This window comes from Streptomyces sp. NPDC091649 (genome assembly GCF_044756785.1).
Classification (GTDB): domain Bacteria; phylum Actinomycetota; class Actinomycetes; order Streptomycetales; family Streptomycetaceae; genus Streptomyces.
This window is the reverse complement of the sequence record NZ_JBIVTR010000006.1, coordinates 14637-40655: the sequence shown is the minus strand read 5'-3', so window position 1 is coordinate 40655 and position 26019 is coordinate 14637. Positions and strand designations below refer to the sequence as shown.

Below are 26019 nucleotides of genomic sequence, written 5' to 3'. Positions count from 1 at the left end.
ATGTCCGACATTCATCGGTCCTTTGACGCGGAGGCCGTGCTGCGGTCTCTCAGCGGCCACCGTTTCGCCACCCGGGTGACCGCGCAGGACGCCTCGGTACGCGACCACCTCGTCCACCACACGCCCGTTCTGCCCGGCGTCTTCCACCTCGACCTGGTGCTGCGCCTGGTGCGCCACCTCGGAGTCGACCCGTCCGTGGTGGAGCTGAAGCGCTGCGTCTTCATCCGACCCCTGATCGCCGTGGGCGACCTGGACCGCCAACTGCAGGTGACGGTCGGCGAGCGGGGCGAGCGCGGCGCGGTCCCCGTGACGGTGCGCAGCCGCCCCCTGCTCGGCGGCGAGGTCGCCGACGAGGAGTGGCAGACCAACTTCCGGGCGGAGATCCACGCGTCGGGCCCCTGGGAGCCGCTGCCGGTGCCCGCCGGCCGGCTGGACGTGGCGTCGGGCCCGGACTCCCTGGACGCGGACGACCTGTACGGCCTCGCCCGTCAGCTCGACATCGAGCACGGCCCCTTCATGAAGGTGCAGGGCCGGGTCGGCGCGGGCGCCGACTTCTCGGTCGCGGACGTGAACCTCGACCCGAGCGCGGTCGAGCAGCTCGGCCACTTCTTCGTGCACCCCGTGTTCATGGACTTCTCCGTCCTGGTGCCGTTCCTGCAGTTCCCTGAGCCGGTGCGGCGCGGCATCGTCCAGCCGTTCATCCCGATCTACGTCGACTCCTTCCGGGCCCGCAGATCGCTGGAGGCCCGCACACTGGTGCACTCGCCGCAGCTGGCGGATCTCCACGTGGACGACACCACCCAGGCGGTCGTCGCCGACATCGACCTGTGCACGCCGGACGGTGAGGTCGCGGTGCGGCTGAGCGGCTACCGGGCCAAGCGGGTGCGGACCACGGAGGACATCCGCAAGCACGCGGAGGAAGGGCAGCGGCTCGCGGCCGCGAAGGCGGCACGGTCACTTCCCACCACGCCCCTTTCCGCTCCGGCTCCGGCTCCGGCTCCGGCTCCGGCTCCGGCTCCGGCGACAGTCCCGGCCCCTGCTCCTGCCGTGGCGTCCGCACCGGCCGGTGACCTCACCGCGCTCATCACCGGACTCATCGCCGACCAGACCGGCAACCCCACCACCACCATCCACCCCGACCAAGGCTTCTACGACGAACTCGGCCTCACCTCCGTCGACCTCCTCAACATCGCCGGCCGACTCGAAACCGCACTGAACACCGAGCTCTACCCCACCCTCCTCTTCGAACACCCCACCATCAGCCAACTCGTCACCCACCTCCACGAAGAAGGCATCCACGCCCCCACCACCACAACCACACCCACGCCCGCGCCCACGCCCACGCCCGCAGTCACACCCGCAGTCGCCCCCGTGACCACCCCCGCACCCGCGCCGGCCCCCGCCGACGCCCCGATGGCGATCGTCGGTGTGGCGGGCCGCTACCCCGGCGCCCGCGACCTCCAGGAGTTCTGGGACGTGCTGCGCTCCGGACGCGACTGTCTGGACGAGGTCCCGGAGGACCGTTGGGACGCGGACGACTGGTACGCGCCGGAGCCGGGCGTTCCCGGGCGTACGTATCTCAAGCGCGGCGGCTTCATCGACGGCGTGGACCGCTTCGACTCACTGTTCTTCAACATCCCCCCGCAGCAGGCGAAGCTGATGGACCCCCACGAGCGGCAGTTCCTGGAGGTCGCCTGGTCGGCGCTGGAGGACGCCGGGTACACGCCGGAGTCGCTCTCCTCGGCGGCCCGCGGCCCGGTCGGGGTGTTCGCCGGGTCCATGTGGGCCGACTATCACCTGCACGGCCTGGAGAGCGTCCGGGGCGGCGGGGCGGATGTGGCGCTGAGCTGGCTCGGCGGCATACCCAACCGGGCCAGCCACGCCTTCGACTTCCGTGGTCCCAGCGTTCTGGTGGACACCGCCTGCTCGTCCTCGCTGACCGCCCTGCACCAGGCGTGCGAGTCCATCCGGCGCGGCGAGTGCCGCGCGGCCCTGGTGGGCGGGGCGAGCCTGTCGCTGCACCCGTACAAGTACGTACGCTCGGCGGCCAACGGCCTGCTGTCGAAGGACGGTACGAGCCGGCCCTTCGGCGACGGCGCGTCCGGCTACGTGCCGGCGGACGGCGTCGGCGCGCTGATCGTGCGGCCGCTGGCCGACGCCGAGGCGGACGGCGACCGGATCCTGGCCGTCGTCCGGGGCTCGGCCGTGAACCACACGGGCCGCACTCCCGGCTACACCATCACGAGCCCCGACGCGCAGAGCCGCGTCGTCGAGGACGCCCTGGCCCAGGCCGGGGTCCCGGCCTCGACCGTGACGCTCCTGGAGGCGCACGGCGCGGCGACCGCGCTGGGCGACCGGCTGGAGGTCGACGCGCTGACGCGCACCTTCCGCAAGGAGACCGACGCCCGCGGCTTCTGCGCGATCGGCTCGGTGAAGGCGAACATCGGCCACACCGAGGCCGCCGCGGGCCTCGCCTCGCTCACCAAGATCCTGCTGTGCCTGCGCCACCGCACGCTCGTGCCGACGCCGCACTCCGAACGCCCCAACCCGGACATCGACTTCGCCGCGTCGCCGTTCCGGCTGCCGGCAGCCGAGGAGCCGTGGGCCCCGCTCACCGATCCGGGGACCGGCCGGCCCCTCCCCCTGCGCGCGGCGGTCAGCGCCTTCGGGTTCGGCGGCGCCAACGCCCATGTCGTCCTGGAGGAATACGTGCCCACGCAGAACGGCACCGCCCCTGATCCGCCCGCCCACCGGGTCGTCGCTCTGTCCGCCCGCACCGGCGAGCAGCTGACGCGGCGGGCGAGCGACCTCGCGGGCGCCCTGCGCGCCGAGCCCGGCACGCGGCTCACCGATGTGGCGCACACCCTCGCGGTGGGGCGCAGGCATCTGGGCGAGCGGCTCGCCCTCGTCGTCGCGTCCACCGCCGAACTCGTGGACGCGCTCCAGGACTTCGCGGCCGGCCGCACCCCCGCCGTGCCTCACTTCCGGGCTGCGGCGCGGCGGGCGGCGGCCGGTTCGACGGCCTTCGCGTCGCCGTCGGCCACCCCGGACGCGATCGCCGGGACGTGGGCGGACGGCACGGTCAACGCCCTTGCGCCGGTGCCCGGCGGACGGCGGATCGCCCTGCCCACCTATCCGTTCGCCGGAGACCGGCACTGGGTGACCTCGCCCGCGGCGGCCTCCGCCGCACCGGAGGCGGCCCCCGCGGCCCCTCCGCTGCCCGGGGCCGTGGACACCGTCCCCGGCCGGGGGACCGTGCCGCTCGCCGACCTGGAGCGGGTGATGCTGTACGAGCCGGCCTGGGCGCCCCGCGCCGCGCCCGCCCCGACGGTGGGCTTCGACAGCGGCCCGGTCCTGGTGCTCGACACCGGTGAGGAGCGGTTCCGGGCGATCCGCGCGCGTACCGCCGCCGTGCTCGTGACGCCCGGGTCGGGCTTCGCACGGCTTTCCGCCGAGCACTTCACCGTCGCCCCCGAGTCCCCCGCGGACCACGAGGAGCTGCGCAAGACCCTGCGGGCGGAGGGCCTGGTGCCGAGCGCGGTGCTGCATCTGTGGCACCTCGACGGCGCCGATCCGGCGGGCCCCCCGGAGGAGCCCACCGGTCTCCTCTCGGTGTATTCGCTGTGCCAGGCATGGGCCATGGGCCGCCGCACCTCGCTGCCCGTGGTGCACGCCTACCACGCGCCCGTGGAGTGCCCGCCGGACGCCTCGGTGGGCGGCCTCGCCCGGGGTCTGCGCCTGGAGCAGCCCAAACTGCCGCTCAGCACGATCCGGTTCGCCGCCGCTCAGAGTGACCCCGTACAAGCGGCGGAGCTGCTCCTCGCGGAGGCCGGCAGCCCCGGTGACCTGGAGGTCCGCTACACGGCGACGGGTCTGCGGGAGGTACGCGGCTTCGCCCCGGCCGCCCCGCTGCCCTCCGGCACGCCGCTGGCCCGCGCGGGCGGGACGTATCTCATCAGCGGTGGGACGGGAGGCATCGCCCGCCATGTGGCCCGCCGCATGGCGCTCGCCGCGCAGCCGGACATCGTGCTCTTCGGGCGCTCGCCCGAGGGCGCGGGGCAGCGGGAGTTCCTGGCCGAGCTGGCGGAGCTGGGCTCGCGTGCCGCGTACGTCCAGGCCGATGTGACCCGGCTCGCGGACGTACGGCGTCTGGTCGCGAGCGCGGAGGAGCGCTTCGGCACCGTCACCGGCGTGATCCACACGGCGGGTGTGGTCGAGGACGGCCTGCTGATCAACAAGAAGCCCGATTCGATCCGCCGTGTCCTCGCCCCCAAGCTCGACGGCGCCCGCAATCTCGATCTGGCCACCGCTGACCGGCCGCTGGACTACCTGGTGCTGTTCTCGTCCACTTCGGCCGTGCTCGGCTCCATCGGCACGACCGACTACACCGCGGCCAACGCCTACCTGGACGCCTTCGCCGCATGGCGCGGGGACCTGGCCGCGCGCGGCGAACGCCGGGGCCGCTGCGTCTCGGTGAACTGGCCCCTGTGGGACGACGGCGGTATGCGCATCAACCCGGCCGTGGAGGCGCAGGTCCTCCAGAGCACCGGCCTGGTGCCGCTCAAGACCGCGCACGGCCTGGCCGCGCTGGAGGCGGGCCTGGCCCACGACGGCCCGCAGCTCGCGGTGTTCGAGGGCGACCGGACGAGGATCGAGCGGCTCCTCGCGGTGATCTGGCCGGAGCGCGCACGCACCCGACTGCCCGCAGCCGTACCGGAGCCGGAACCGGAGCCGGAACCGGCCGGTTCCGTCGGCGCGGACGCGGCGGCCGAGCTGGAGGCGATGATCGCCGAGACGGTGACGGGGATGCTTCCGCAGACGGCGGGCCTCTCCGAGGAGCTGTTCACCTGGACCTTCATGGAGCTGGGGCTCACGTCGGTCGACGTGGTCGCGCTCGGTGAGGTGCTGGGCGCTCAGCTCGGCGTCGAGATCCTGCCCACCCTCTTCTTCCGCTGCACACGCGTCCCGGAGCTCGCGGCTCACCTCGCCCGGGAGAACGGTGGGGCGGTGAGCGCCTGGTACGCCTCGTTCACCGCCGAGCCGGCGAGCCCTCCGGCCGCTCGGGGGGCGACGGCTCCGGAGCCTGTGAGCGCCGAGCCGGCGGCGGAGCGCGACATCGCCGTCATCGGGCTCGCGGGGCGCTTTCCCGGCGCCGCCGGCGTCCGGGAGCTGTGGGAGGCGCTCGTCGCCGGGCGCGACCTGGTCCGCGACGTCCCCGGCGACCGCTGGGACCACTCCCGCTTCCTGGACGCGGACGGCGCGGCCGGGACCACCGAGTGCCCGGCGGGCGGCTTCCTCGACGACGTGAGCCGGTTCGACGCCGCCTTCTTCGGCATCCCGCGCGCCGAGGCCGAGGCCATGGACCCGCAACTGCGGCTGCTGATGGAGGTGTTGTACGAGACCGCCGAGGACGCGGCCGTGCTGCCCGGGCTGCGCGGTTCGGACACCGGCGTCTTCGTCGGGGAGTGCTTCCGCGACTACGAGGGCGAGATGATCGCCCGGGGCCGCGAGCCGGGTCCGTACGACGCCACGGGGATCGCCACCACGATGGCGGCCAACCGGCCCTCGCACTACTTCGACCTGTCCGGTCCGAGCCTGACCGTCGACACGGCGTGCTCCTCCTCCCTGTACGCCCTCCAGCTGGCGGTGGAGTCGCTGCGCCGCGGCGAGTGCTCGATGGCGTTCGCCGCGGGCGCCAACCTGATGCTCGGCCCCCGCCACTACCTCTCCCTCTCAGGCACCGGCGCCCTGTCGCCCACCGGCCGCTGCCACGCCTTCGACGCGAGCGCCGACGGGTACGTGCCGGCCGAGGCGGTCGCAGCGGTGCTGCTCAAGCCGCTCCGGGCGGCTCTCGCCGACGGCGACCCGATCCGTGCCGTCATCAAGGGCGCCGCGGTCGGCCACGGCGGGCACGCGGGCGCCGTGACCGCTCCCAGCCCCGGGCGGCAGTCCGGGCTCATCGAGCGGGCCTGGCGGGACGCGGGGGTCCCCGTGCACACCATGGGCCTCCTGGAGGCGCACGGCACGGGCACCAAGCTCGGCGACCCGATCGAGGTGGACGGCCTGCGCGGCGCCATGACGGGCAGCCCGGCCGGACTGCCGCCGGTCGCTCTCGGCACCGCGAAGGCCCACCTGGGCCACGCGGAGGGCGCTGCGGGTGTGGTCGGTGTCATCAAGGCGATCCTCTCGCTGGAGACCGGTCTGGTCCCCGCGATGCCGGGCTTCACCCGCGAGAACCCCTACCTCGGCCTGGACAGCGGCTTCCTGGCCGTTCCGCCCGCCACGCAGGAGTGGCGGCCCAGGGCCGGTTCCGTACGCCGGGCCGGGGTGAGCTCGTTCGGGTTCGGCGGTGCGGGCGCGCACATCGTGCTCGAAGAGGCCCCGCGGCCGGCCCGCCCCGAGCGCGCCGACGACGGCAGCCTGGTCGTGCCGTTCTCCGCCCCGTCCGCCGAGGGGCTGCCCGAGGTCCTGCGCCGCCACCGCGCCGTGCTCACCGGAGCCTCCTCGCTCGCGGCAGTGGCCGTGACGCTCCAGCACGGCCGTGAGGACCACTCCGCGCGGGTCGCCGTCGTCGCGCGCACCGCCGGTGAACTCTGCTCCGAGCTCGACGCGCTCCTCGCCGGAGCCGTGGCCCCCGGCACCGTCCGCGCGGCGGCGGGATCGAATGCCCGGACCCTGGCGTCCGCCCGCCGCTGGGCCGCGGGCGGCGACCTCGACCGGACCTCCCCGGGGGGTGTCTCCCGGCTGAACCTGCCCGGGCTTCCCTTCCGGGGCGAGCGCTTCTGGCTCCGTGAGGCCGAGCCGGAGCGGGGGCCCGCCCCGGCCTCCGCACCGGTGTCCACGCCACTGCCCGCCCCGGCCTCCGCGCCTCTGCCCGCCCCGGCCGTGGACGCCGCGGGTCCGGCGGCCGGCGCCCTGACAGCCGCCCGCTCCTTCATGGACGCGTCGGCCTACGACGCGACCGGCGTACGGCGCGGCCTGGAGCGGCTCGGCGTGGTCGGGTCCCGGCTGGCGGCGCTCGCGGTGCGCGAGCACCTCGGAGTCACCGGGGAACTGTCCGGCGCCGACGTCCTCAGCGGGCTGCCGGCGGTCGAGCCCTACGGGCGCTTCGTCACCCGGCTCGCCGACGTGGTGACCGGCGCTCCCCGCCCCCTGCCGGACGCCGGGGCCGAACGACGGGAGATCGAGCGGGAGTTCGCCCAGCTCGCCGCCGACCACCCGGAGGTGGCCGACCACGTGGCGCTGGCCAGGGCCGTGATCCCGAACATCCCGGACGTCGTCACCGGCGGCTCCTCGGCCCTGGAGCTGTACTTCGGCGGGGAGATCGACGAGCTGCTCAGCCGCATCTACACCGGCAACGCCATCGCCGACCACTACAACGCCGTGGTCGCGCACCTCGCGGACGGCTACATCCGTGACCGCCTCGCCGAGCGTCCCGGGAAGCCCGTACGGATCCTGGAGGTGGGCGCGGGAACCGGCGGCACGACCGGCCCGGTGCTCCAGCGGCTCGCCCCCTACGGGCAGCGGCTGGAATACACGTTCACCGACATCTCCGCCTCCTACTTCCGCCAGGCCAAGCGGACGTTCGCCGCGGCGGGCGTGCCCATGGTCTTCACTCCCTTCAACCTGGAGCACGACCCCGCCGGCCAGGGCATCGAGACGGGCGCGTACGACCTGCTCATCGCGTCGAACGTGGTGCACGCGACGGAGAACATCACCACCTCGGCCGCCCATCTGCGCCGCCTGCTGTCCGACGGCGGACTGCTCCTGCTCAACGAGATCACCTCGAACATCGACTACCAGTTCCTGCTGTTCGCGATGATCCCCAGCTGGTGGACGTGCAAGGACGGCGAGCGACTGCCGGGCGCCCCGCTGCTCGCCCCCTCACGGTGGCAGGAGGTGCTGGGGCGCGCGGAGTTCGCGGCGAGCTGGGTCCAGGCCCACGACAACGGCGTGGCGGGCGAGGACGACCAGTGCGTGATCGTGGCACGCGCCGACGGCACGGCCGGACCCTCGGGCCGCAACGCGGCCGCCGCGGTCCCCGCACCCGGGGAACGGACACCGGCGCCGTCGGCCACGGCCTCGGGCGAAGTCCTGGACACCGACGCGGCCGTACGCGCGCATCTGCGCGAGGTCGTCGCCTCGTTCCTCTCCGTGCCCGCCGACAGCGTGGACGACGACGCCTCCTTCACCGATCTCGGTGTCGACTCCCTCGGCACCATCCAGTTGGTGCGGGAGCTGGAGCACGACTTCGGCAAGCTCCCGAAGGTCCTGCTGTACGAGGCCGGCACGGTCGCCGCGCTGGCCCAGGACCTCGCCGTCCGGGCCCCCCGGGCGTGCGCCGACCTGGCCGGCGAGGCGGTGCCGGAGCCCGGGCCGCAGCCCGCCGCCGACCCCGCCCCGGCCGCCCGGGGGCACGACCCGGTCGCGATCGTCGGCATGGCCGTGCGGATGCCGGGCGCCCGGACGAGCGGCGAGCTGTGGCACAACCTCCTGGCCGGTACCGACCACATGACGGAGATCCCGGAGGAACGCTGGGACTGGCGGCCGCTGTTCGGCGATCCGCACCGCGAGGAGGGGAAGACCAACAGCAAGTGGGGCGCCTTCGTCGACGGAGTCACGGAGTTCGACGCCGAGTTCTTCGGCATCTCCGGGCGCGAGGCCGAGTCGATGGACCCGCAGCAGCGCCTGATGCTCCAGACCGCCTGGCACGCCGTCGAGGACTCCGGGCACGCCCCGTCGTCCCTGCACGGCGGCGACACCGGCGTCTTCATCGGCGCCACCTCGCACGACTACACCGCGCATCTGGCGGAGGTCGGCCGCTATCGCGACCCGTACGCCGTCAACGGCAACGCCAAGACGGTCCTCGCCAACCGCATCTCCTTCGAACTCGGGGTGCACGGCCCCAGCGAGGCCGTCGACACCGCGTGCTCCAGCTCGCTGACGGCACTGCACCGCGCGGTGCGGGCCATCCAGGACGGCGAGTGCGCCACCGCCGTCGCGGGCGGTGTGCACCTGCTGCTCAACCCCAACATGTACGTGGCCCTCGGCCAGATGGGGGCACTGTCCCCGGACGGCAAGTGCCATGCCTTCGACCGCGAGGCGAACGGCTTCAGCCGTGGCGAGGGCGTCATCGCCCTCTACCTGAAGCCCCTGTCGCGGGCGCTGGCCGACGGCGACACCGTGCACGCGCTGGTGCGCGGCAGCGGCGTCAACCACGGCGGTCGCGCCCAGTCGCTGCCGGTTCCCAATCCGACGGCGCAGGCCACGCTCATCTCCCAGGTGCTGCGCCACTCCGGCACCGACCCGCGCACCATCGGCTATGTGGAGGCCCACGGCACCGGCACGGAGGTGGGCGACCCGATCGAACTGCGCGGCCTGCGCAAGGCGTTCGCGGAGGTCAGCGGTGTTCCGGAGGAGCGGCCCGTAGAAGCCTGGTGCGCGGTCGGCTCGATCAAGTCCAACATGGGCCATCTGGAAGCGGCCGCCGGCCTCGCGGGCGTCGCCAAGGCGGTGCTCGCGCTGCGCCACGGCGTGATCCCGCCGAGCATCAACTTCCGGGAGGCCAACCCGCTCCTGGACCTCGACGGCAGCCCCTTCGAGGTCGCCGGCCGGCTCCGCGACTGGGCGCCGCCCGTCGATGAGCGGGGCGACCGGCTGCCGCGCCGGGCGGCGGTCAGCGCCATGGGATTCGGCGGTTCCAACGCGCACGTGATCCTGGAGGAGTACCCGCCGCACGCCCCGGCCACCGCGGCCGGGGACACGACGGAGCGGGACGAGCTGTACGTGCTGTCCGCCCGCGGCCCCGAGCGTCTGAAGGAGGCCGCCCGGGCCCTGGCGGACCACATCGAGGGTGACCCCGCCCTCACCGCGGCCGACGTGGCGCACACCCTGCGCACCGGGCGCGACGCGATGGAATGGCGCCTGGCCGTGGTCGCGGAGGACTTGCCCCGGCTGGTGGCGGCGTTGCGCTCGTACGTCCGCGGGAACACCGTGGACGGCCTGTTCACCGGGCGCGCGTCGGGCACACCGGCCGCCGCCGCGCCCACCGGCGATCCGCGCGCGCTCGCCCGCCGATGGACGAAGGGCCAGGCCGGACCTGCGGCGCTCGACGCCCTGGCCTCCGGGTCCGGCGCCCGCCGGGTGGGCCTGCCCGGCTACCCCTTCGCACCCGACCGCTACTGGGCCGAGGCCGACGCCGACGCCACCGACGGACCCGCAGCCCCGGCCACCGGGGACGACGGGACACAGCAACTGGTCGACCAGCTCGAAGCACTGAGCAGGGGCGAACTGACCGTTGACGACGTGGACCTGCGACTGGTCCGAAACGACGGGATGGAACGATGACACCGAACACCGAAACGGTCCGCCGCCTGGTCCTGGAGCGTGTCCGCAACGGGCAGCTCGACCCGGCCGCCGCCGCCCAGCTGCTCGCCCGCACCACCGAGACCTCTGCCGCCGCGCTGCCGGGCGAGCTCGTCTCCTTCGCCCCCGTCTGGGAACCGGCCGCCGCCCGCCCCGCCGGCCGTGCCGCGGTCACCGCCCGCGACGTGCTGCTCGTCGTGGCCGCCGACGACACCGGCCGGGCCTGGGTCCCCACCGGAGTCCGGGTGGCGCGGGTCGGCCACGACCTGGCGGGCGACGCCGCGTCCTGGACCGCGTATCTGGCGGACCTCCGCGCCCGCGGCATCCACCCGCGCGCACTGGTCTTCGACCTTCCCGCGGGCACGACGCGCCCGCAGAGCGCCGTGGAACTGGCCCTTCCGGCCGTGCGCGCGCTCATCGCCGACCGGGAGACGGCGGGTCCGCTGCCGGTCGCGTTCCTCGTGACCGGCCGGGCGCGCCCCGAACTGGCCCCCGCGCTCGGTGCGTTCGCTCAGGTCGCGGCATGCGAGGACCGGCGGCTGCGGGCCGTGTCCGTCCAGGTCGACGAGGTTCCCGCCTGGGCGGAGGGGCCCCTTCAGGTGGCGCTGGCCGAGCTGTCCGCCGCCCGCCCGGGCCTCGCCGAAGTGCGCCACGGCACGGCCGGCCGCGAAGTGCGCGTACTGCGCCCCCGGGAACGTACGCCGGACGCGCCGTCCGCCCCGGTGTTCCGCGAGGGCGGCCGCTATCTCATCACGGGCGGCGGCAAGGGCATCGGGCTGCGGATCGCGGCGCTCCTGGCCCGCGACCACCGGGCCCGCCTCCTGCTCACCGGCCGTTCCGAGGCGGACGCCGGGCAGCTCGCGGAGTTCCGGGACATGGAGCGGGGCGGTGCGCGGGTCGTGTACGTCCGCGGCGACATCACCCGCTACGAGGACGCCCTGGAGGCGGTCGCCGTCGCCGGGCGCGAGTTCGGCGGGCTGGACGGGGTGCTGCACTCCGCGGGGCTCAACGAGGACGCCTACCTGGTCAACAAGGAGGCCGAATCGGCCCGCAGGGTGCTGTCGGTGAAGCTCGACGGCGCCGCGCACCTGGACCGGGCCACGTCCGATGTGCCGCTCGACTTCTTCGTGCTGTTCTCGTCCACGTCGGCGTACTTCGGTGCCGCGGGGCAGGCCGACTACGCCGCCGCCAACCGGGCCCTCGGGGCGCTCGCGGACACCCGCTCCCGGCGGGTGGCGGCCGGTTCGCGCAGCGGTGCGTCGGTCGCCGTCGCCTGGCCCCTGTGGGCCGAGGGCGGCATGGAGATATCCGTCGAGAACCGCTCGGTGCTCAAGGAGATGCAGGGCATGGTCCCCATGCCCACCGAAACGGGCCTGCGGGCCCTGGCGGACGCGATCGCGTCCGGCGACCCCGAGACCGTGGTCGTGCACGGGGACGCCGGGCGCATCGGGCCCTGGGTGTCCCAGCTGTCCGCCGAGGCGTCCGCCCCCGTCCAGGAGCCCGTCGGGGCGGGCGCGCCCGTCGCCGGCGAGGACCTGGTGGCCGCGACGGAGACGTACCTCCTCGACCTGGTCACCGCCACCGCGAGGCTTCCGGAGGGGAGGCTCCGCGGCGACCAGGAGTTCTCCACGTTCGGCGTCGACTCGATCCTGATCAAGAAGCTCACCGCACAGCTCCAGGACCGACTCGGGGAGCTGCCCGTCACGCTGTTCTTCGAGTACCGGACCGTCGGCGAGCTCGCCCGGCATCTGGCCGACGAGCACGCCGAGGCTCTCCGTCGGGTGCTGGGGCTCGACGGGTCCCCGGACGCCGCCCCGGCTCCGGCCGAGGCGACCGGGGCGTCCCGCGCCCCCCGGGCCGCGTCCCCGTCCGCCTCCCCCTCCGCCGCCGAGCTCGAAGGCGGCCTGCCCCACGACGAGGCTGTCGCGATCGTCGGCATCGGCGGCCGCTATCCGGGGGGCTCCGACCTCACCCGCTTCTGGGAGTCCCTGCGCGGCGGAGCCGATCTGATCACCGAGGTCCCCCGGGACCGCTGGGACAACGCCCGTCACCTGGCCGCCGAGCGCGGCGAGCCCGGGGCGATCACCGGCCGCTGGGGCGGCTTCCTCGACGACGTCGCCCGGTTCGACCCGTTGTTCTTCGCCATCTCCCCCGGTGAGGCGGCCAAGCTCGACCCCAATGAGCGGATCTTCCTGGAGGTCGCCTGGTCGGCCCTGGAGCACGCCGGCTACTCGCGGCGCAAGCTGCACGAGACCAGCCGTACCGGCGACACCCACGCCGTCGGCGTCTTCGTCGGCGTCACGGGATCGCAGTACGGCCTGGTGGGCGCCGAGCAGTGGGGCCGCGGCAACAAGGTGTTCGCGCACTCCATGGACTACTCGATCGCCAACCGGCTCTCCTACGTCCTGGACGTGCACGGCCCCAGCATGGTCCTGGACACGGCCTGCTCCGGTTCGCTGACCGCGCTGCACCTCGCGTGCCGCAGCCTGCTGTCCGGCGAGTCGAAGGTGGCCGTCGCCGGTGGCGTCAACGTCAACATCCACCCCATCAAGTACGCGACGCTCACCGACATGCGGCTGCTGGCCTCCGACGGCCGCTGCCGCGCGTTCGGCGAGGGCGGGGACGGTTTCGTGCCCGGCGAGGGGGCGGGCGCGCTGATCCTGAAGCGGCTCTCGGACGCGATCGCCGACGGTGACCGCATCCACGCGGTGGTGCGGGGCACCGCCGTCAACCACGGCGGCCGCAGCAACGGCTACACCGTGCCGACCCCCCGCGCCCAGGGCGCCGTCGTCGCCGACGCGTTGCGCGCGGCCCGCGTCGACGCCCGCTCGGTGAGTTACGTCGAGGCTCACGGCACCGGCACCTCGCTGGGCGATCCGGTCGAGGTCGAGGGCCTCAAGCGGGCGTTCGCCGAGCACACCGACGCCACCGGCTTCTGCGCGCTGGGCTCGGTGAAGTCCAACCTCGGCCATCTGGAGGCGGCGGCGGGGGTCTGCGGCATCACCAAGGTGGTATTGCAGTTCGCGCACCGCACGCTGGTGCCGACGCTGCACAGCGAGCCGGTCAACCCCAAGCTGAACCTGGCGTCGACCCCCTTCTACCCGCAGCGCACGGCCGAGCCGTGGGCGTCCGTGGACGGTGCGCCCCGGCGTGCGGCCGTGAGCTCCTTCGGCGCCGGCGGCGCCAACGGCCATGTGGTCCTTGAGGAGTGGCCCCGCCAGGAGGTGGCTCCCGACGACGGCCGCCCCCACGTGGCCGGTCTGTCGGCCCGCACGCCCGAGCAGCTGGAGCAGACCGCGCGGCGCCTGGCCGACGACCTCGACCGCGAGGGCGCGCCCCCGCTGCGAGACATCGCCTTCACCCTGCTGACCGGCCGTGAGGAGTGGGACCACCGACTCGCGGTGGTCGCCGCCACGACGGCGGAGCTCGTGAGCGCGCTCCGCGCCCACCTGGACGGCGCCCCGGCTCCGACGGTCCGGTCCGGACGCGCGGACCAGGCCGAACCGGCTGCTGACGTCGGCGCGTCGCTGACCGAGGGCCGTCTCGACGAGCTCGCCGACGCCTGGGTCCGCGGCGCCCGCGTCCCGTGGCACGAGGTCTTCCGCGACGGCCCTCGGCCGCTTCCGGCGCCCTTGCCCGCCTACCCCTTCAGCACCAAGCGCTACTGGGTGGAACTCACCGACGAGACCGACCGGACGGCGGCGTCGCAGTCCGCCGGCCGCCCCTCCTCCCTGCTGCGCCGCACCGACACCGTGATCGGCGATCACCTGGTGCGGGACCGTGCCGTCGTCGCGGGCGTCGTGCATCTCGCGCTGGCCCGCGAGGCCGCCGCGTCGCTGCGCCCCGGCACCCCTGTGGTGTTCGAGGACGTCCGCTGGCGCGTGCCCCTGGAGGTCGGGGACGACACGCTGGAGGTGTCCGTCGACTTCGACGAGGAGGGGTCCTCGTACGAGCTCCGTGACGCCGGGACCGGCACCGTGCACTCCACCGGCGCGCTCGGCGCCGGTACGGGGCGGCCGCTCGGCCGCATCGACGCCGACGCGGTGCGCGCCCGCTGCGCACACCGGTCGGGAGCCGACGAGGTGTACGCCACGGCGGAGGCCGCCGGGCTGCGCTACGGCCCGCTCTACCGCGGCCTCACCGTGCTCCATCGCGGGGACGGCGAGGCGCTGGCCGAACTGGCCAGGCCGGCCGCGGACGCCCCCGAGTGGGCCGTCGAGGCCGCGATGACGGACAGCGCCCTGCACGCCGTTCAGGGGGTGCTGCCCGAGGACGACTCGCGCACCGCGCTGCCCGCCTCGGTGGCCCGCATCACGGTCAACGGTTCCGCCCGGGAGGCGCGCCACGCCCACGTCAGGCTGGTCTCGCTCGACTCCGTACGCGGCACGGCCCGCGCCGACGTCGAACTGGCCGCCGCCGACGGCACGGTCCTGGTCCGCTTCGAGGGGCTGCGCATCGCCCGCCCCTCCTCCCCGGACCCGGACCAGACGGAGCCGAAGGAGCCGAAGGAGCCGAAGGAGCAGACGGGACAGGCGGAACAGGCGGAGCAGACGGAGCAGACGGGACAGGGCGTGCCGCTCTACCGCTCGGTATGGCGTCCCGCGCCGCTGGAGGACCCGGCGCCGGCCGCGGAGGGGCCGGTCCTCGTCCTGAGCACCGGCCACGACCACGGCCTGGGCGCCGCCCTGGCCGCACACCACCACGCGGCCGGACGCCCGGTCCACCACGCCCTCCTGGAGGACATCGCCTCCGGCGCCGAGGAGTTCGACACACTCCTGGGGACCGCCCGGCAGCCCGCCGAGATCTGGTTCCTGGGCGGCGTCGAGGAGCGGCTCTACTCGGCGGACGACCTGCGACAGCTCGACCTGGCGGTCGACGAGGGGCCGGTGGCGCTGTTCCACCTGCTCAAGGCGCTGGACACGCGACGCCCCCACGGCGGCGTACGGCTGCACGTGGTCACCTCGGGGGTCCAGCAGACCGACGAGGCCCTCGCGGCCCGCAACCCCTTCGCCGGCGGCCTTCCGGGGCTCGCCGCCTCGGCATCGCGTGAGCTGGGGTTCCTCTCCGTCAGCTGTGCCGACGTCACCCGGGACGACCTGCTGAACGCGGCCCGCGCAGGCGACTACTCCGGTCTGATCGGGCAGTTGGCGGCGGAGCCGCCCGCGCGCCCGGCGCACTCGGTGGCACTCTCGGGCGGGGTGCGCTACGCCCGCAGCCTGGAGCGGGTCGATCTGTCCGGCCCCGACGACGCACTGCCGCTGCGGGAGGGCGGACGCTATCTGATCACCGGTGGAGCGGGCGGCCTGGGCGTCACCGTCGGCGCGTATCTCGCGCGGGAGCACGGTGCCCGAGTCCGGCTGGTCGGCCGCCGGGAGGAGAGCGAACTGCCCGGCACCATACGGTCGTTGCTGGCCGAACTGCCGGAACGACTGACGTACGCCTCCGCCGATGTCACCGACGAGGCCGCACTGCGCTCCGTCGTCGCCGGTATGCGCCACGACTGGGGCGGCGTCGACGGCGTCGTGCACTCCGCGTTCGTCCTCAACGACCGCACGCTGTCCCGGATGGACGAGCGGACTCTGCGCTCCTCCTTCGGCCCGAAGGCATACGGCACCGTGGTGCTGCAACGCGTCCTCGCGGACGAGCCGCTGGACTTCTTCGCCGTCTTCTCCTCGGCGATCTCGCACAACGGCAACGCGGGCCAGGCCAACTACGCGGCGGCCTCCACACTCCAGGACGCCTACGGGCGGTTCCTCGCGGCCCGCCTGCGGCGCCCGGTCAAGGTCTTCAACTGGGGCCTGTGGGGCGAGAGCGGTTCGGTCGCCACCGACGACTACCGCACCCGGGTCTCCGCGCGGCTCGGCGTCGAGCCGATCAGCGACACCGCGGGCCTCGACGCCTTCCGCCGCGTCCTGGCCGGCCCCGTCGTACAGGTCGCCCCGGTCCGCCTGACCGGCGCCGACGACGAGGCCGCCGACCGCCCGCAGGCCACGTCCGAGGCGCGCTCCGCCGCGGTGCGAGCGGCCGAGGCGGCGGCCCGGGTGCGGACCGCCGACGACGCCCGGCTCACCGGCGCGGAGTTCTTCGACACCCTGGAACCGTACGCGCGGGTCCTGCTGCGCGACGCGTTCCTCGGCCACGGCGCCTGGCCGACGCCCGGCACCACCGTCTCCCGCGGCGAACTCGCCGGACGTCTGGGGGTACTGCCCGCGCAGGAACGCCTCTTCGACGCGGCGCTGTTCGCCCTGGCCCGCGGCGGCCACATCGTCACGCACGCGGACGGCACGCTCAGCGTTCCGGCGGACGAGGCCGAGGTACCGGACCCGGAGGCGTCCGCCGCGATGCGCGAACGGCTCGTCGGCGCGTACCCCCACGCCGGTGCGCTCGCCGACCTGCTGCGCGAGTGCACCGAGGTCCTGCCGGACGTGCTGTGCGGCCGCCGCAACGGCCTGTCGGTGCTCTTCCCGGGAGGCAGCGACCACAAGCTGGCGCCGCTGTACCACGACGACCCGCGCTCGGAGCACTTCAACGCCGTGAGCGCGAAGGCCGTCGCGGCGTACGCGACGCGGCATGCCGCCGTGGACGGCGGGCGGCTGCGGATCGTGGAGGTCGGCGCCGGCACCGGAGGGACGAGCCGGCCGGTGCTCGACGCCCTGAAGCCGCTGGGCGACCGGCTCGACTACGCCTTCACCGACCTGTCCCCCGGTTTGGTCCGCAAGGCCCGCGAGCGGTTCTCCGAGACGTACCGGCAGGCGCGCTTCTCGGTTCTGGACATCGCGCGGGACCCGGAGGAGCAGGGCTTCTCCGAGGGGTCGTACGACGTGGTCCTGGCGGCGAACGTGCTGCACGCGACGCCCGACGTGCGCCACAACGTGCGTGCGGCGGCGCGGCTGCTGCGGCCCGGTGGGCTGCTCCTGATCAACGAGGGCACGCGCGTCCTGGACGCCGTGACCATGGTCTTCGGTCTCACCGAGGGCTGGTGGGCCTACGACGACGGGGAACTGCGGCAGCCGTTCTCCCCGCTGCTCACCCCGGGCACGTGGCGGTCCGTCCTCCTGGACTCCGGGCTGCGCGGCGTACGCGTGGTGGGTACGGCGGGGCCCGACGACGCGGCCGCCGGACAGCACGTGCTGCTGGCCGAGCGGGACGGCTGGCCGGTGCCCACCCGCCGGGTGCGGGCGGAGCCCGTCCGGGCGGCGGAGCCGGAGGCGGAGACACCGGCGGAGACGCCGGCGGAGACACCGGCGAGCGTGCGGGCCGCTTCGGCTCCCGCCCTCGACTCGGCTCCCGCCCTCGACCAGGAGGCGACCGCCTATCTGACCGGGGTCTTCAACGACGTGCTCAAGCTCGACGAGGGCGAGCTGGACCCGCACTCCCCCCTGGCCGCCTACGGCTGCGACTCCCTGGTCAGCATGGAGGCCGCCGACCGGATCGAGGCCGACCTGGGGTCCGCGCCACGCGATGTTCCCTTCGAGTCGACCTCGCTGAACGGCGTGGTCGAGGCGCTCCTGGCGTCGCACTCCGAGGCGTTCGCCCGCTTCGCCGGCGTGCGGCCCGTCTCCGCGGAGGTTCCGCGAGAAGCGGCCACGGAGACGGGTCCTGAGCCGGCAAAGGTCGCGCTCGCCTACCTGACGCGGATCTTCAGCGACGTGCTCAAGCTGGACGAGGGCGAGCTGGACCCGCACTCCCCCCTGGCCGCCTACGGCTGCGACTCCCTGGTCAGCATGGAGGTCGTGGACCGGATCGAGGCCGACCTCGGGCCCATTCCCCGCACCATTCCCTACGAGTCCACCTCCCTGAGCGGCGTCGTCGCCTCGCTGCTGGACGACCCGGCCCAGCCGTTGGCGCGTCTGGTCGACCGGAGCACGCCGACGGTTCCCCTGCGTCGTCGTACGGCGACCACGGCCGCGACCGCGCCGGCACCGGCGAAGCCACCGGCCGCGAGCGCGCCGGCGCCGGTGGACCCACCGGCGGTGGCGCCGGCCGCGACCGTGGCCTCGGGGGCGGACGTTCCCGCGCCGGCCGACGAGCCGATCGCCGTCGTCGGGATCTCCGGCCGCTTCCCCGGTGCGGACGGAATCGACGCCCTGTGGGAGCACCTGCGTGAGGGACGGCGAGCCGTCTCCGAGATCCCCGACGAGCGCTGGGACCCGGCAGGCGCGGTGCCCGCCGCCCGCTGGGGCGCCTTCCTGGAGGACGTGGAGGCGTTCGACCCGCTGGTGTTCCGTATGTCCCCCCGTGACGCCGAGCGCACCGACCCGCAGGAGCGCCTCTTCCTGGAGGCCGTGTGGACGGCCCTGGAGGACGCCGGGGCGACCCGGCGCGCGCTGGAGCGCGCGGCCCGGCGGACCGGCGGAGCCGGCGTCGGGGTGTTCGTGGGCCTGATGCACAGCCCCTACCAGGTGCTCGCCGCCGAGCTGAGGGGTGCGGGTTCCGAGGCACAGGCCCACTCCTCGCACTGGTCGGCGGCGAACCGCACCTCGTACACCTTCGGTTTCACCGGACCGAGCCTGGCCGTGGACACCGCCTGCTCGTCGTCGCTGACGGCGCTGCACCTGGCGTGCGAGGCCATCCGGCGCGGCGACTGCGGCGCGGCCGTCGTCGGTGGCGTCAACCTGATCCTGGAACCCTCGCACCACACCGCTCTGTCGGCGATGAACATGCTCTCCCCGGACGGCGTCAGCCGCTCCTTCGCCCAGGACGCCGACGGCATGGTGCCCGGGGAGGGCGTGGGCGCCGTGGTGCTCAAGCCGCTGTCGGCGGCACGGCGCGACGGCGACCGTGTGCACGGCCTGGTCCTCGGTTCGGCGGTCAACTCCAACGGCGCGACCACCAGCATGGTCACGCCGAGTGCCGACGCCCAGGAGGAGCTGATCCGCCGGGCACTGGCCCGGTCGGGCGTCACCGCCGAGGCGGTGCAGTACGTGGAGGCGCAGGCGACCGGCTCCCCGCTGGCCGACCCGGTGGAGGCCGAGGCGCTCGCGCGGGTCTTCGGGGGGCGCGGCACGGCGGTCGGCTCCGTCAAGCCCTCCCTGGGGCACCTGGAGGCGGCCTCCGGGATGGCGCAGCTGTCCAAGGTGCTGCTCCAGCTCCGCCACGGCGAGCTGGCCGCCACGCTGGACTGCGACCGTCCTGTCGGCGCGTTCGACGGCCGTACGCTGCGCCTGGTGGCCGAGCGCGCTCCGTGGCCCGCCGGTGCAGCGGCGCCGGAGCGGATCGCCGCCGTCAGCTCGTTCGGAGCGGGCGGCGCCAACGCCCATGTCGTGGTGGCGGGGCCGCCCGCACCGGACCGGGTGACACGGCCTCGGGACGAGCCCCGGCTCGTGCTCCTGTCGGCCCGCCGCGAGGAGCAACTGCGTGACCACGCGGTCCGGTTGAGGGACCACCTGGCACAGCTCGGGGACGACGCACCGCATCTGGCGGACGTCGCGCGGACGCTGGCCGACGGCCGGGAGCCGCTTGCCCGGCGACTGGCCGTGGTCGCGCACGACGTGCCGGATCTGGTCCGCGCCCTGGACCGCCACCTGGCGGGCGAGAACGCCTCCGCGGTCCACGCGGGCCGGGTCGGGGCGGACGAGGCGGCCGCCCACGTCCTGACGGCGCCCCCCGGCGCGGCATCCCTCGGCGAGGCGGCCGCGGCCTGGGCCGGCGGAGCCGAGCTGTCCGGTGCCGACGCGGCGCTGGGCCGGCCCGACGGGCGGATCGTCTCACTGCCCGGCTACCCCTTCGCACGCATCCCGCACCGGCTCCCCGCGGGCACCGCGACCGGGGCCGCGGGCGTCGCGCCGGCGTCCCCGGGGCCCGAATCCCACCTCCAGCAGCCCTCCCACACCGAGGAGAACGACGTGTCACAGACCAGCGGACGCCCCTCCCCCGAGGCCGTCGAGCACATACGCGCGACCGTGGTGGACGCCGTCGCCGCGGTCCTCGGGGTGCTGCCCGGCGACATCGGCCTCGACGAGCACCTGAGCGACTTCGGGTTCGACTCGGTCACCGTCGTGGACCTCACCGACCGCGTCAACGCCGAACTGGCCACCCACCTCAACCCGGCCGACCTGTACGGCTTCCGCAATGTGGCGGCGCTGATCGCCGCTCTCGCCGACGAGCGGAAGCCCGCGGTGGCCGCCGCTCCGGCCCCGGCCGTCACACCGCCCGCCCCGCCCGCGCCTCCGGCGCCGTCGGCCGCGCCCGCTCCGGCGGCCGTCACGCCGCCGGCCGACGGGCGGCACGAGCCGATCGCCATCGTGGGCATGGCCGGCGCGTTCCCCGGTTCCCCGGATGTGGAGACGTACTGGACGAACCTCCTGTCGGGACGCGACCTCGTCGGGGAGATCCCGGCCGAGCGGTTCGACTGGCGGGAGATCTACGGCGACCCGAAGACCGACCCGGAGAAGGTGCCGTCGCGCTGGGGAGGCTTCCTGGCGGACGCCGACCTGTTCGATCCGTCCTTCTTCCGCATCTCGCCGCGCGAGGCACGGCTCATGGACCCCCAGCACCGGCTGTTCCTGCAGACGGCGTGGCGCACCATCGAGGACGCCGGCCACGACCCGGCCTCCCTCGCGGGCAGCGACACGGGGGTGTTCGTCGGCTGCGGCTCCACAGAGTACGCGTCGCTGCTCCTGGAGTCGGGCGCCGAGATCGACGGCCAGCTCGCCAGCGGCAACGCGCACAGCATCCTCGCCAACCGCGTCTCCTACCTCCTCGACCTCCGCGGCCCGAGCGAGCCCGTGGACACCGCCTGCTCCTCCAGCCTGGTCGCCGTCCACCGCGCGGTGCGCGCCATCCACGACGGCGAGTGCACGGCCGCCCTCGCGGGCGGCGTCAACCTCACCCTCACGCCGACCGGCTACCTTGCCTTCGGCAAGTCCGGGATGCTCGCCGCCGACGGCCGCTGCAAGACCTTCGACCACCGCGCCGACGGCTACGTCCGCGGCGAGGGGGTCGGCGCCGTGCTCCTCAAGCCGCTCTCCGCGGCGCTGCGCGACGGCGACACGGTGTACGCCCTGGTGCGCGGCACCGCGATCAACCACGGCGGGCGCGCCGCTTCCCTGACCGCGCCCAACTCCGAGTCCCAGGCGGCCGTCATCACGGCGGCCCACCGGCGGGGCGGTACCGACGCCTCGCTCGTCGGCTACGTCGAGGCCCACGGCACCGGCACCGCGCTGGGCGACCCGGTCGAGCTCAACGGCCTCACGCGGGCCTTCCGCGAGCTCGGAGTGCCCGAGGACAAGCGGCAGTTCATCGGCCTCGGCAGCGTCAAGACCAATGTCGGGCACCTGGAGACGGCCGCGGGCGTGGCCGGTCTCATCAAGACCGTGCTGTCGATCCGCAACCGGATGCTTCCGCCGACCCTGCACGTGGAGCGCCCCAACCCGCTCCTCGACCTGGCGGACAGCCCCTTCCACCTGGTGGACTCGGCCCGCCCGTGGGACCGCCCGCGCACGGCGTCCGGCACCGAGGCGCCGCGCCTCGCCGGGATCAGCTCCTTCGGCTTCGGCGGCGTCAACGCCCATGTGGTCGTGGAGGAGTTCGCCGACCCGCGCCCGATCGCACCGGCCTCCGGCGGGGCCCAGCTGTTCGTGCTGAGCGCCCACTCCGACGACCAGCTGAGGACCTACGCCGGGCAGCTGGCCGAGCACCTGGACCGGGCCGCGCTCCGTGGCCCCGACGGCCGGCTCGACGCGGCCGAGGTGGCCCGCACCCTGCAGAGCGGCCGTGGCGCCCTGAAGCGCAGGCTGGCCGTGGTGGCCGACTCGGCCGCCCAGCTGGCCGGCGCACTGCGCTCGTTCGCCGCCGGCGAGGCGTGCGACACGCCGCTGCACACCACGCCGGCCGAGGCCGACCGCACGGCCGCGGGGCTGCTCGACGAGGACGACCGCGTGCGGGTGCTGGAACTCGCCCGTGGCGGTGACCTCGACAAGGCCGCGGCCCTGTGGGTGCGCGGAGTGGACATCGACTGGGCCGAACTCCACCGCGGCGCACCGCTGCGGCGGGTGGCGGGGCTGCCCACGTATCCGTTCGCGCGGGAGCGGTACTGGCTGCCGCCGGTGCCCGCCCCGAAGGCGGTCGCGGCTCCGGCGGCGCCCGCTCCGGCCCCCGCCCTCGCCCCGGCTCCCTCCGCCCCTGCCGTCCGGCCCACCGCGAAGGCGCCCGCCGCTCCGAAGCCCCCGGTGTCCCGTTCGACGCCGCCCATCGGCGCCCCGGTGACCACCACGCCGCTGAACGGATCCGGCGCCAAGCCGAAGACGGCCGCCGCCCCGGCCCCGCCCACGGCGGCGACCGCACCCGACGCGGCGCCGCGGAACGGCGGCCGAGCCGCCGAGGCCGCCCCCTCGGGGGACGGGCTCGCCGCCCAGGTCCGGGTCCTGCTCGCCGAGGGCATCGGTCTGGCGCCCGACTCCGTGGACCCCGAGCGGGACCTCACGGCCTACGGCGTCGACTCGATCTCCGCACTGCGGATCATGCAGCGGCTGCAGGCCGCGTTCGGCGACCACATCCCGATGGCGGCGATCTTCGAGTGCACGACGCTCAACAGCCTCGTGCAGCACCTGGTCGACGAGTACGGCGTCTCCCCCGACGGCAACACCTCCTCGCCCGCCGGCCCGGCCGGGACCGCGCCCGCGGGCAGGCCGGAGCCGGCCGCCCCCGCGGCCGGTACGGGGACCGCGGCCCCGAAGGCCGTCACCGTCCCTTTCGGGGACGACGGCCCGGGCGTGCCGCTGCACGGTCTGCCCGGGGCCACCGGTGAGCTGACCTGGCTGCTGCACCTGCGTACCTGGTTCGGCGTCGAGGGACCGGTGCGCGGCGTGGAGTTCACCTCTGCCGCGCCGCGCGGCACCAACAACGGCCACGGTCTGACCGAGCTCGCCCGCGCCTGCGCCGAGGCCGTCCTCGCGGACCGCCCGCAGGGCCCCTACCGGCTGGCCGGGCACTCGGTCGCGGCACGTCTGGCGGTGGAGACCGCGCGCATCCTCACCGACGCGGGCCACGAGGTCACCCAGCTGGTCCTTCTCGACGCACCGGAACCGGACGCCACCCACACCGAGGACGACGCGACCGATGTACGCGCGGTGGCCGAGCAGTTCGCCACCGTGTGGACGGGAGCCCAGCTCGCTCCGGCGGGGGGCCGGCGGGACCGCGAGACGGCACTGCGCTCGGCCGCGGACCTTCTGTCGGCCCTTCCGGGCACCCCGGTGCGGGGCGCCGACCTCGCGGGGCTCCTCGCCTCGGCCGCCGACTGGCGCGGTGCGCTGCGCCGGGCCGCGGGTGACACGGCCGTGCGGCCGCTGGCGCTCGCGGGCGGCACCACGGTCCTGGCCACCTCCGACGCCACGTCGTGGGACCGCGCCCTGGTGCCCCCGCCGGCGATCCTGGCCCCGGTGACCGCCGCGGGCGGCACCGTCTCCCCCGCCGGAGCCGCCGAACTCGCCGCGCGCGCCGACGGGACGGCCCGCTCCGCCCCCGCCCCCCTGGTGATCACCGACCGGGAGATCCGCACGGCCCCGGCGGAGGACCGCCGCTTCCTGGTCCCGATCAACCGCAGCGGTGACAAGGCGCCCTCGTTCTGGGTGCACCACCTCTTCGGCGACGTCAGCTACTGCATCTACCTCTCCCGCTACCTCGGGATGGACCACCCGTTCTACGGCCTGGAGCAGCTGGACTCCGACCTCCGGTTCACGGAGTTCGCCTCGATCGAGGCCATGGCGGCCCGCTACGTCGCGGAGATCCGCCAGGAGCACCCCGACGGCCCCTACATCCTGGGCGGCGCCTCCTTCGGCGGCATCCTGGCCTTCGAGATGGCACGCCAGCTGGTCGAGGCGGGCGAGGAGGTCTCGCACCTCTACCTCGTCGACGCGCTGCTGCCCGGCACCGGCGCCTGGAGCGGCGTCGACAACTCCGTGATCACGGAGGAGAACCAGGACGCGGTGACGCTGATGCTCATCGGCAACTCGGCCTCCCAGCTCTGGAAGGCCGACCCGAGCCTGAGCATCGACGAACTGACGGGCCTGACCCCGGACGAGGCCATCGACCACATCACCCGGCACGTCGTCGAGGGCTCCCCGGCGCAGCTGTCGCCCGACGAGGTGCACCGCCTGATCCGTACCCGCTTCGCACTGCTCGACCTCAACGGCAAGCTGCTGCTCGACTACGAGGCCCGGCCGTTCGCCCGCCCCGTACAGACGACCGTCTTCCACGCCACGAACGGCTTCTCGGCCGCCGAGAACCCCTACGGCATGCCCGCCATCGGCCGGGACGACTCCGACACCACCAACGGCCTCGGCACCTTCGCCGGCGACGACGTGACCGTCCACGCCCTCGACGCCGACCACTTCACGATCGTCCTGGAGGACAACCTCCGTGCCATCGCCGAGGTCGTGACCCGTACCCTGCCCGCCCTCACGCCGAACGGACCGCGCTCATGACCGACTTCAGCGTCTACTTCTTCTCCTCCAACGACGACAACGGCTTCGGGGACCGCTACCGCTTCATCCTCGACGTCGCCCGCTACATCGACGACAAGGGCTTCAGCGCCATCTGGACCCCCGAGCGGCACTTCCAGGAGTTCGGCGGCAGCTTCCCCAACCCGTCGGTGCTGAGCGCCGCCCTGGCCGTCGCCACGAGCAATCTGCACCTGCGGGCCGGCAGCGTCGTGCTGCCGCACCACCACCCGGTGCGCGTGGTCGAGGAGTGGGCCCTGGTCGACCAGCTGTCCGACGGCCGGGTGGGCATCTGCCTGGCCACGGGCTGGCACAAGGGCGACTTCGTCTTCCACCCGGATCTCTTCGACGCCCGCCGGGAGTACACCTTCGGGCACATCGAGACGCTGCGGTCGCTGTGGCGCGGCGAGCAGGTCGAGTTCCCCGGCCCGGACGGCGAGCCGCTCAGCGTACGCACCTATCCGCGTCCGCGGCAGCCGGAGCTGCCGCTGTGGCTCGTCCACACCTCCAACCCGCAGACGTGGACACAGGCCGGGCAGGCCGGGCTCAACGTCCTCACGCTCCTGGACAGCTGGGAGCGCCTGGAGGAGAACATCTCCGCCTACCGGGCCGCGCGCGCCGGGGCCGGGCTCGACCCCGCCGGCGGGACCGTCACGGTCGGCCTGCACACGTTCGTCGGTGACGACGAGGCGGAGGTGAAGGGCATCGTGCACGACCCGGTCCGCAACTACCTCTCCTCCTTCGTCACCCAGAAGCGCAACGACGCCGCCGTGGACGGCGAGTCCTCGTCGATGAGCGACGCGGAGCAGAAGGCTCTCGTCGACATCGCGGCGGAGGACTTCTACCAGCGGCGTTCCCTGCTCGGCACACCGGACAAGTGCGCCAGGGTGGTCCAGCGGCTCAGCGACATCGGCGTGAGCGAGATCGCCTGTCTCGTCGACTTCGGCGTCCCCTTCGACACGGTCCTCGGTATGCTGCCGAAGCTCGACGAACTGCGCGCGCGCTTCGCGACATCCGCGGTCAGCGGACACGTCTCCACCGCCCCTCCGGAGACCGCCGATCCCGCGCTGTCCTGGTACTACGCCCGCACCTGACGTCCGCCGGTCCGTGGTGGCGGGGGGGGGGGGGCCCCCCCCCCCCCCCCCCCCCCCCCCGGGGGGCCCCCCCCCCCCCCCCCCCCCCCCCCGCCCCCCCGGGGCGGGGCCCCGCCCCCCCC

The 26019-nt window shown here is 74.7% G+C and carries 3 protein-coding genes; all 3 read left to right on the top strand.

The genetic code is table 11. From position 1 onward, the window contains the following. The 3 genes from ACIQMU_RS13285 to ACIQMU_RS13275 are packed head-to-tail and all read left to right on the top strand — an operon-like array spanning position 1 to position 25897. Positions 1 to 10347: an SDR family NAD(P)-dependent oxidoreductase gene (locus ACIQMU_RS13285; protein ID WP_402688878.1), complete on the top strand. Its 10347-nt coding sequence runs from the start codon at positions 1 to 3 to the stop codon at positions 10345 to 10347. Next, positions 10344 to 24788 (top strand): SDR family NAD(P)-dependent oxidoreductase, encoded by a 14445-nt coding sequence (locus tag ACIQMU_RS13280; protein ID WP_402688877.1) that lies wholly within the window; start codon positions 10344 to 10346, stop codon positions 24786 to 24788. The genes ACIQMU_RS13285 and ACIQMU_RS13280 overlap by 4 nt, the downstream gene beginning before the upstream one ends. Continuing rightward, on the top strand, positions 24785 to 25897 hold the full coding sequence (locus ACIQMU_RS13275) for a MupA/Atu3671 family FMN-dependent luciferase-like monooxygenase (RefSeq protein ID WP_402688876.1): 1113 nt from the start codon (positions 24785 to 24787) through the stop codon (positions 25895 to 25897). The genes ACIQMU_RS13280 and ACIQMU_RS13275 overlap by 4 nt, the downstream gene beginning before the upstream one ends. Positions 25898 to 26019: the final 122 nt, after the last annotated feature.

What these genes read in the sequence shown, in the direction of transcription:
- ACIQMU_RS13285 (WP_402688878.1), top strand. Translation starts at nt 1, where the DNA reads ATGTCCGACATTCATCGGTCCTTTGACGCGGAGGCCGTGCTGCGGTCT.
- ACIQMU_RS13280 (WP_402688877.1), top strand. Translation starts at nt 10,344, where the DNA reads ATGACACCGAACACCGAAACGGTCCGCCGCCTGGTCCTGGAGCGTGTC.
- ACIQMU_RS13275 (WP_402688876.1), top strand. Translation starts at nt 24,785, where the DNA reads ATGACCGACTTCAGCGTCTACTTCTTCTCCTCCAACGACGACAACGGC.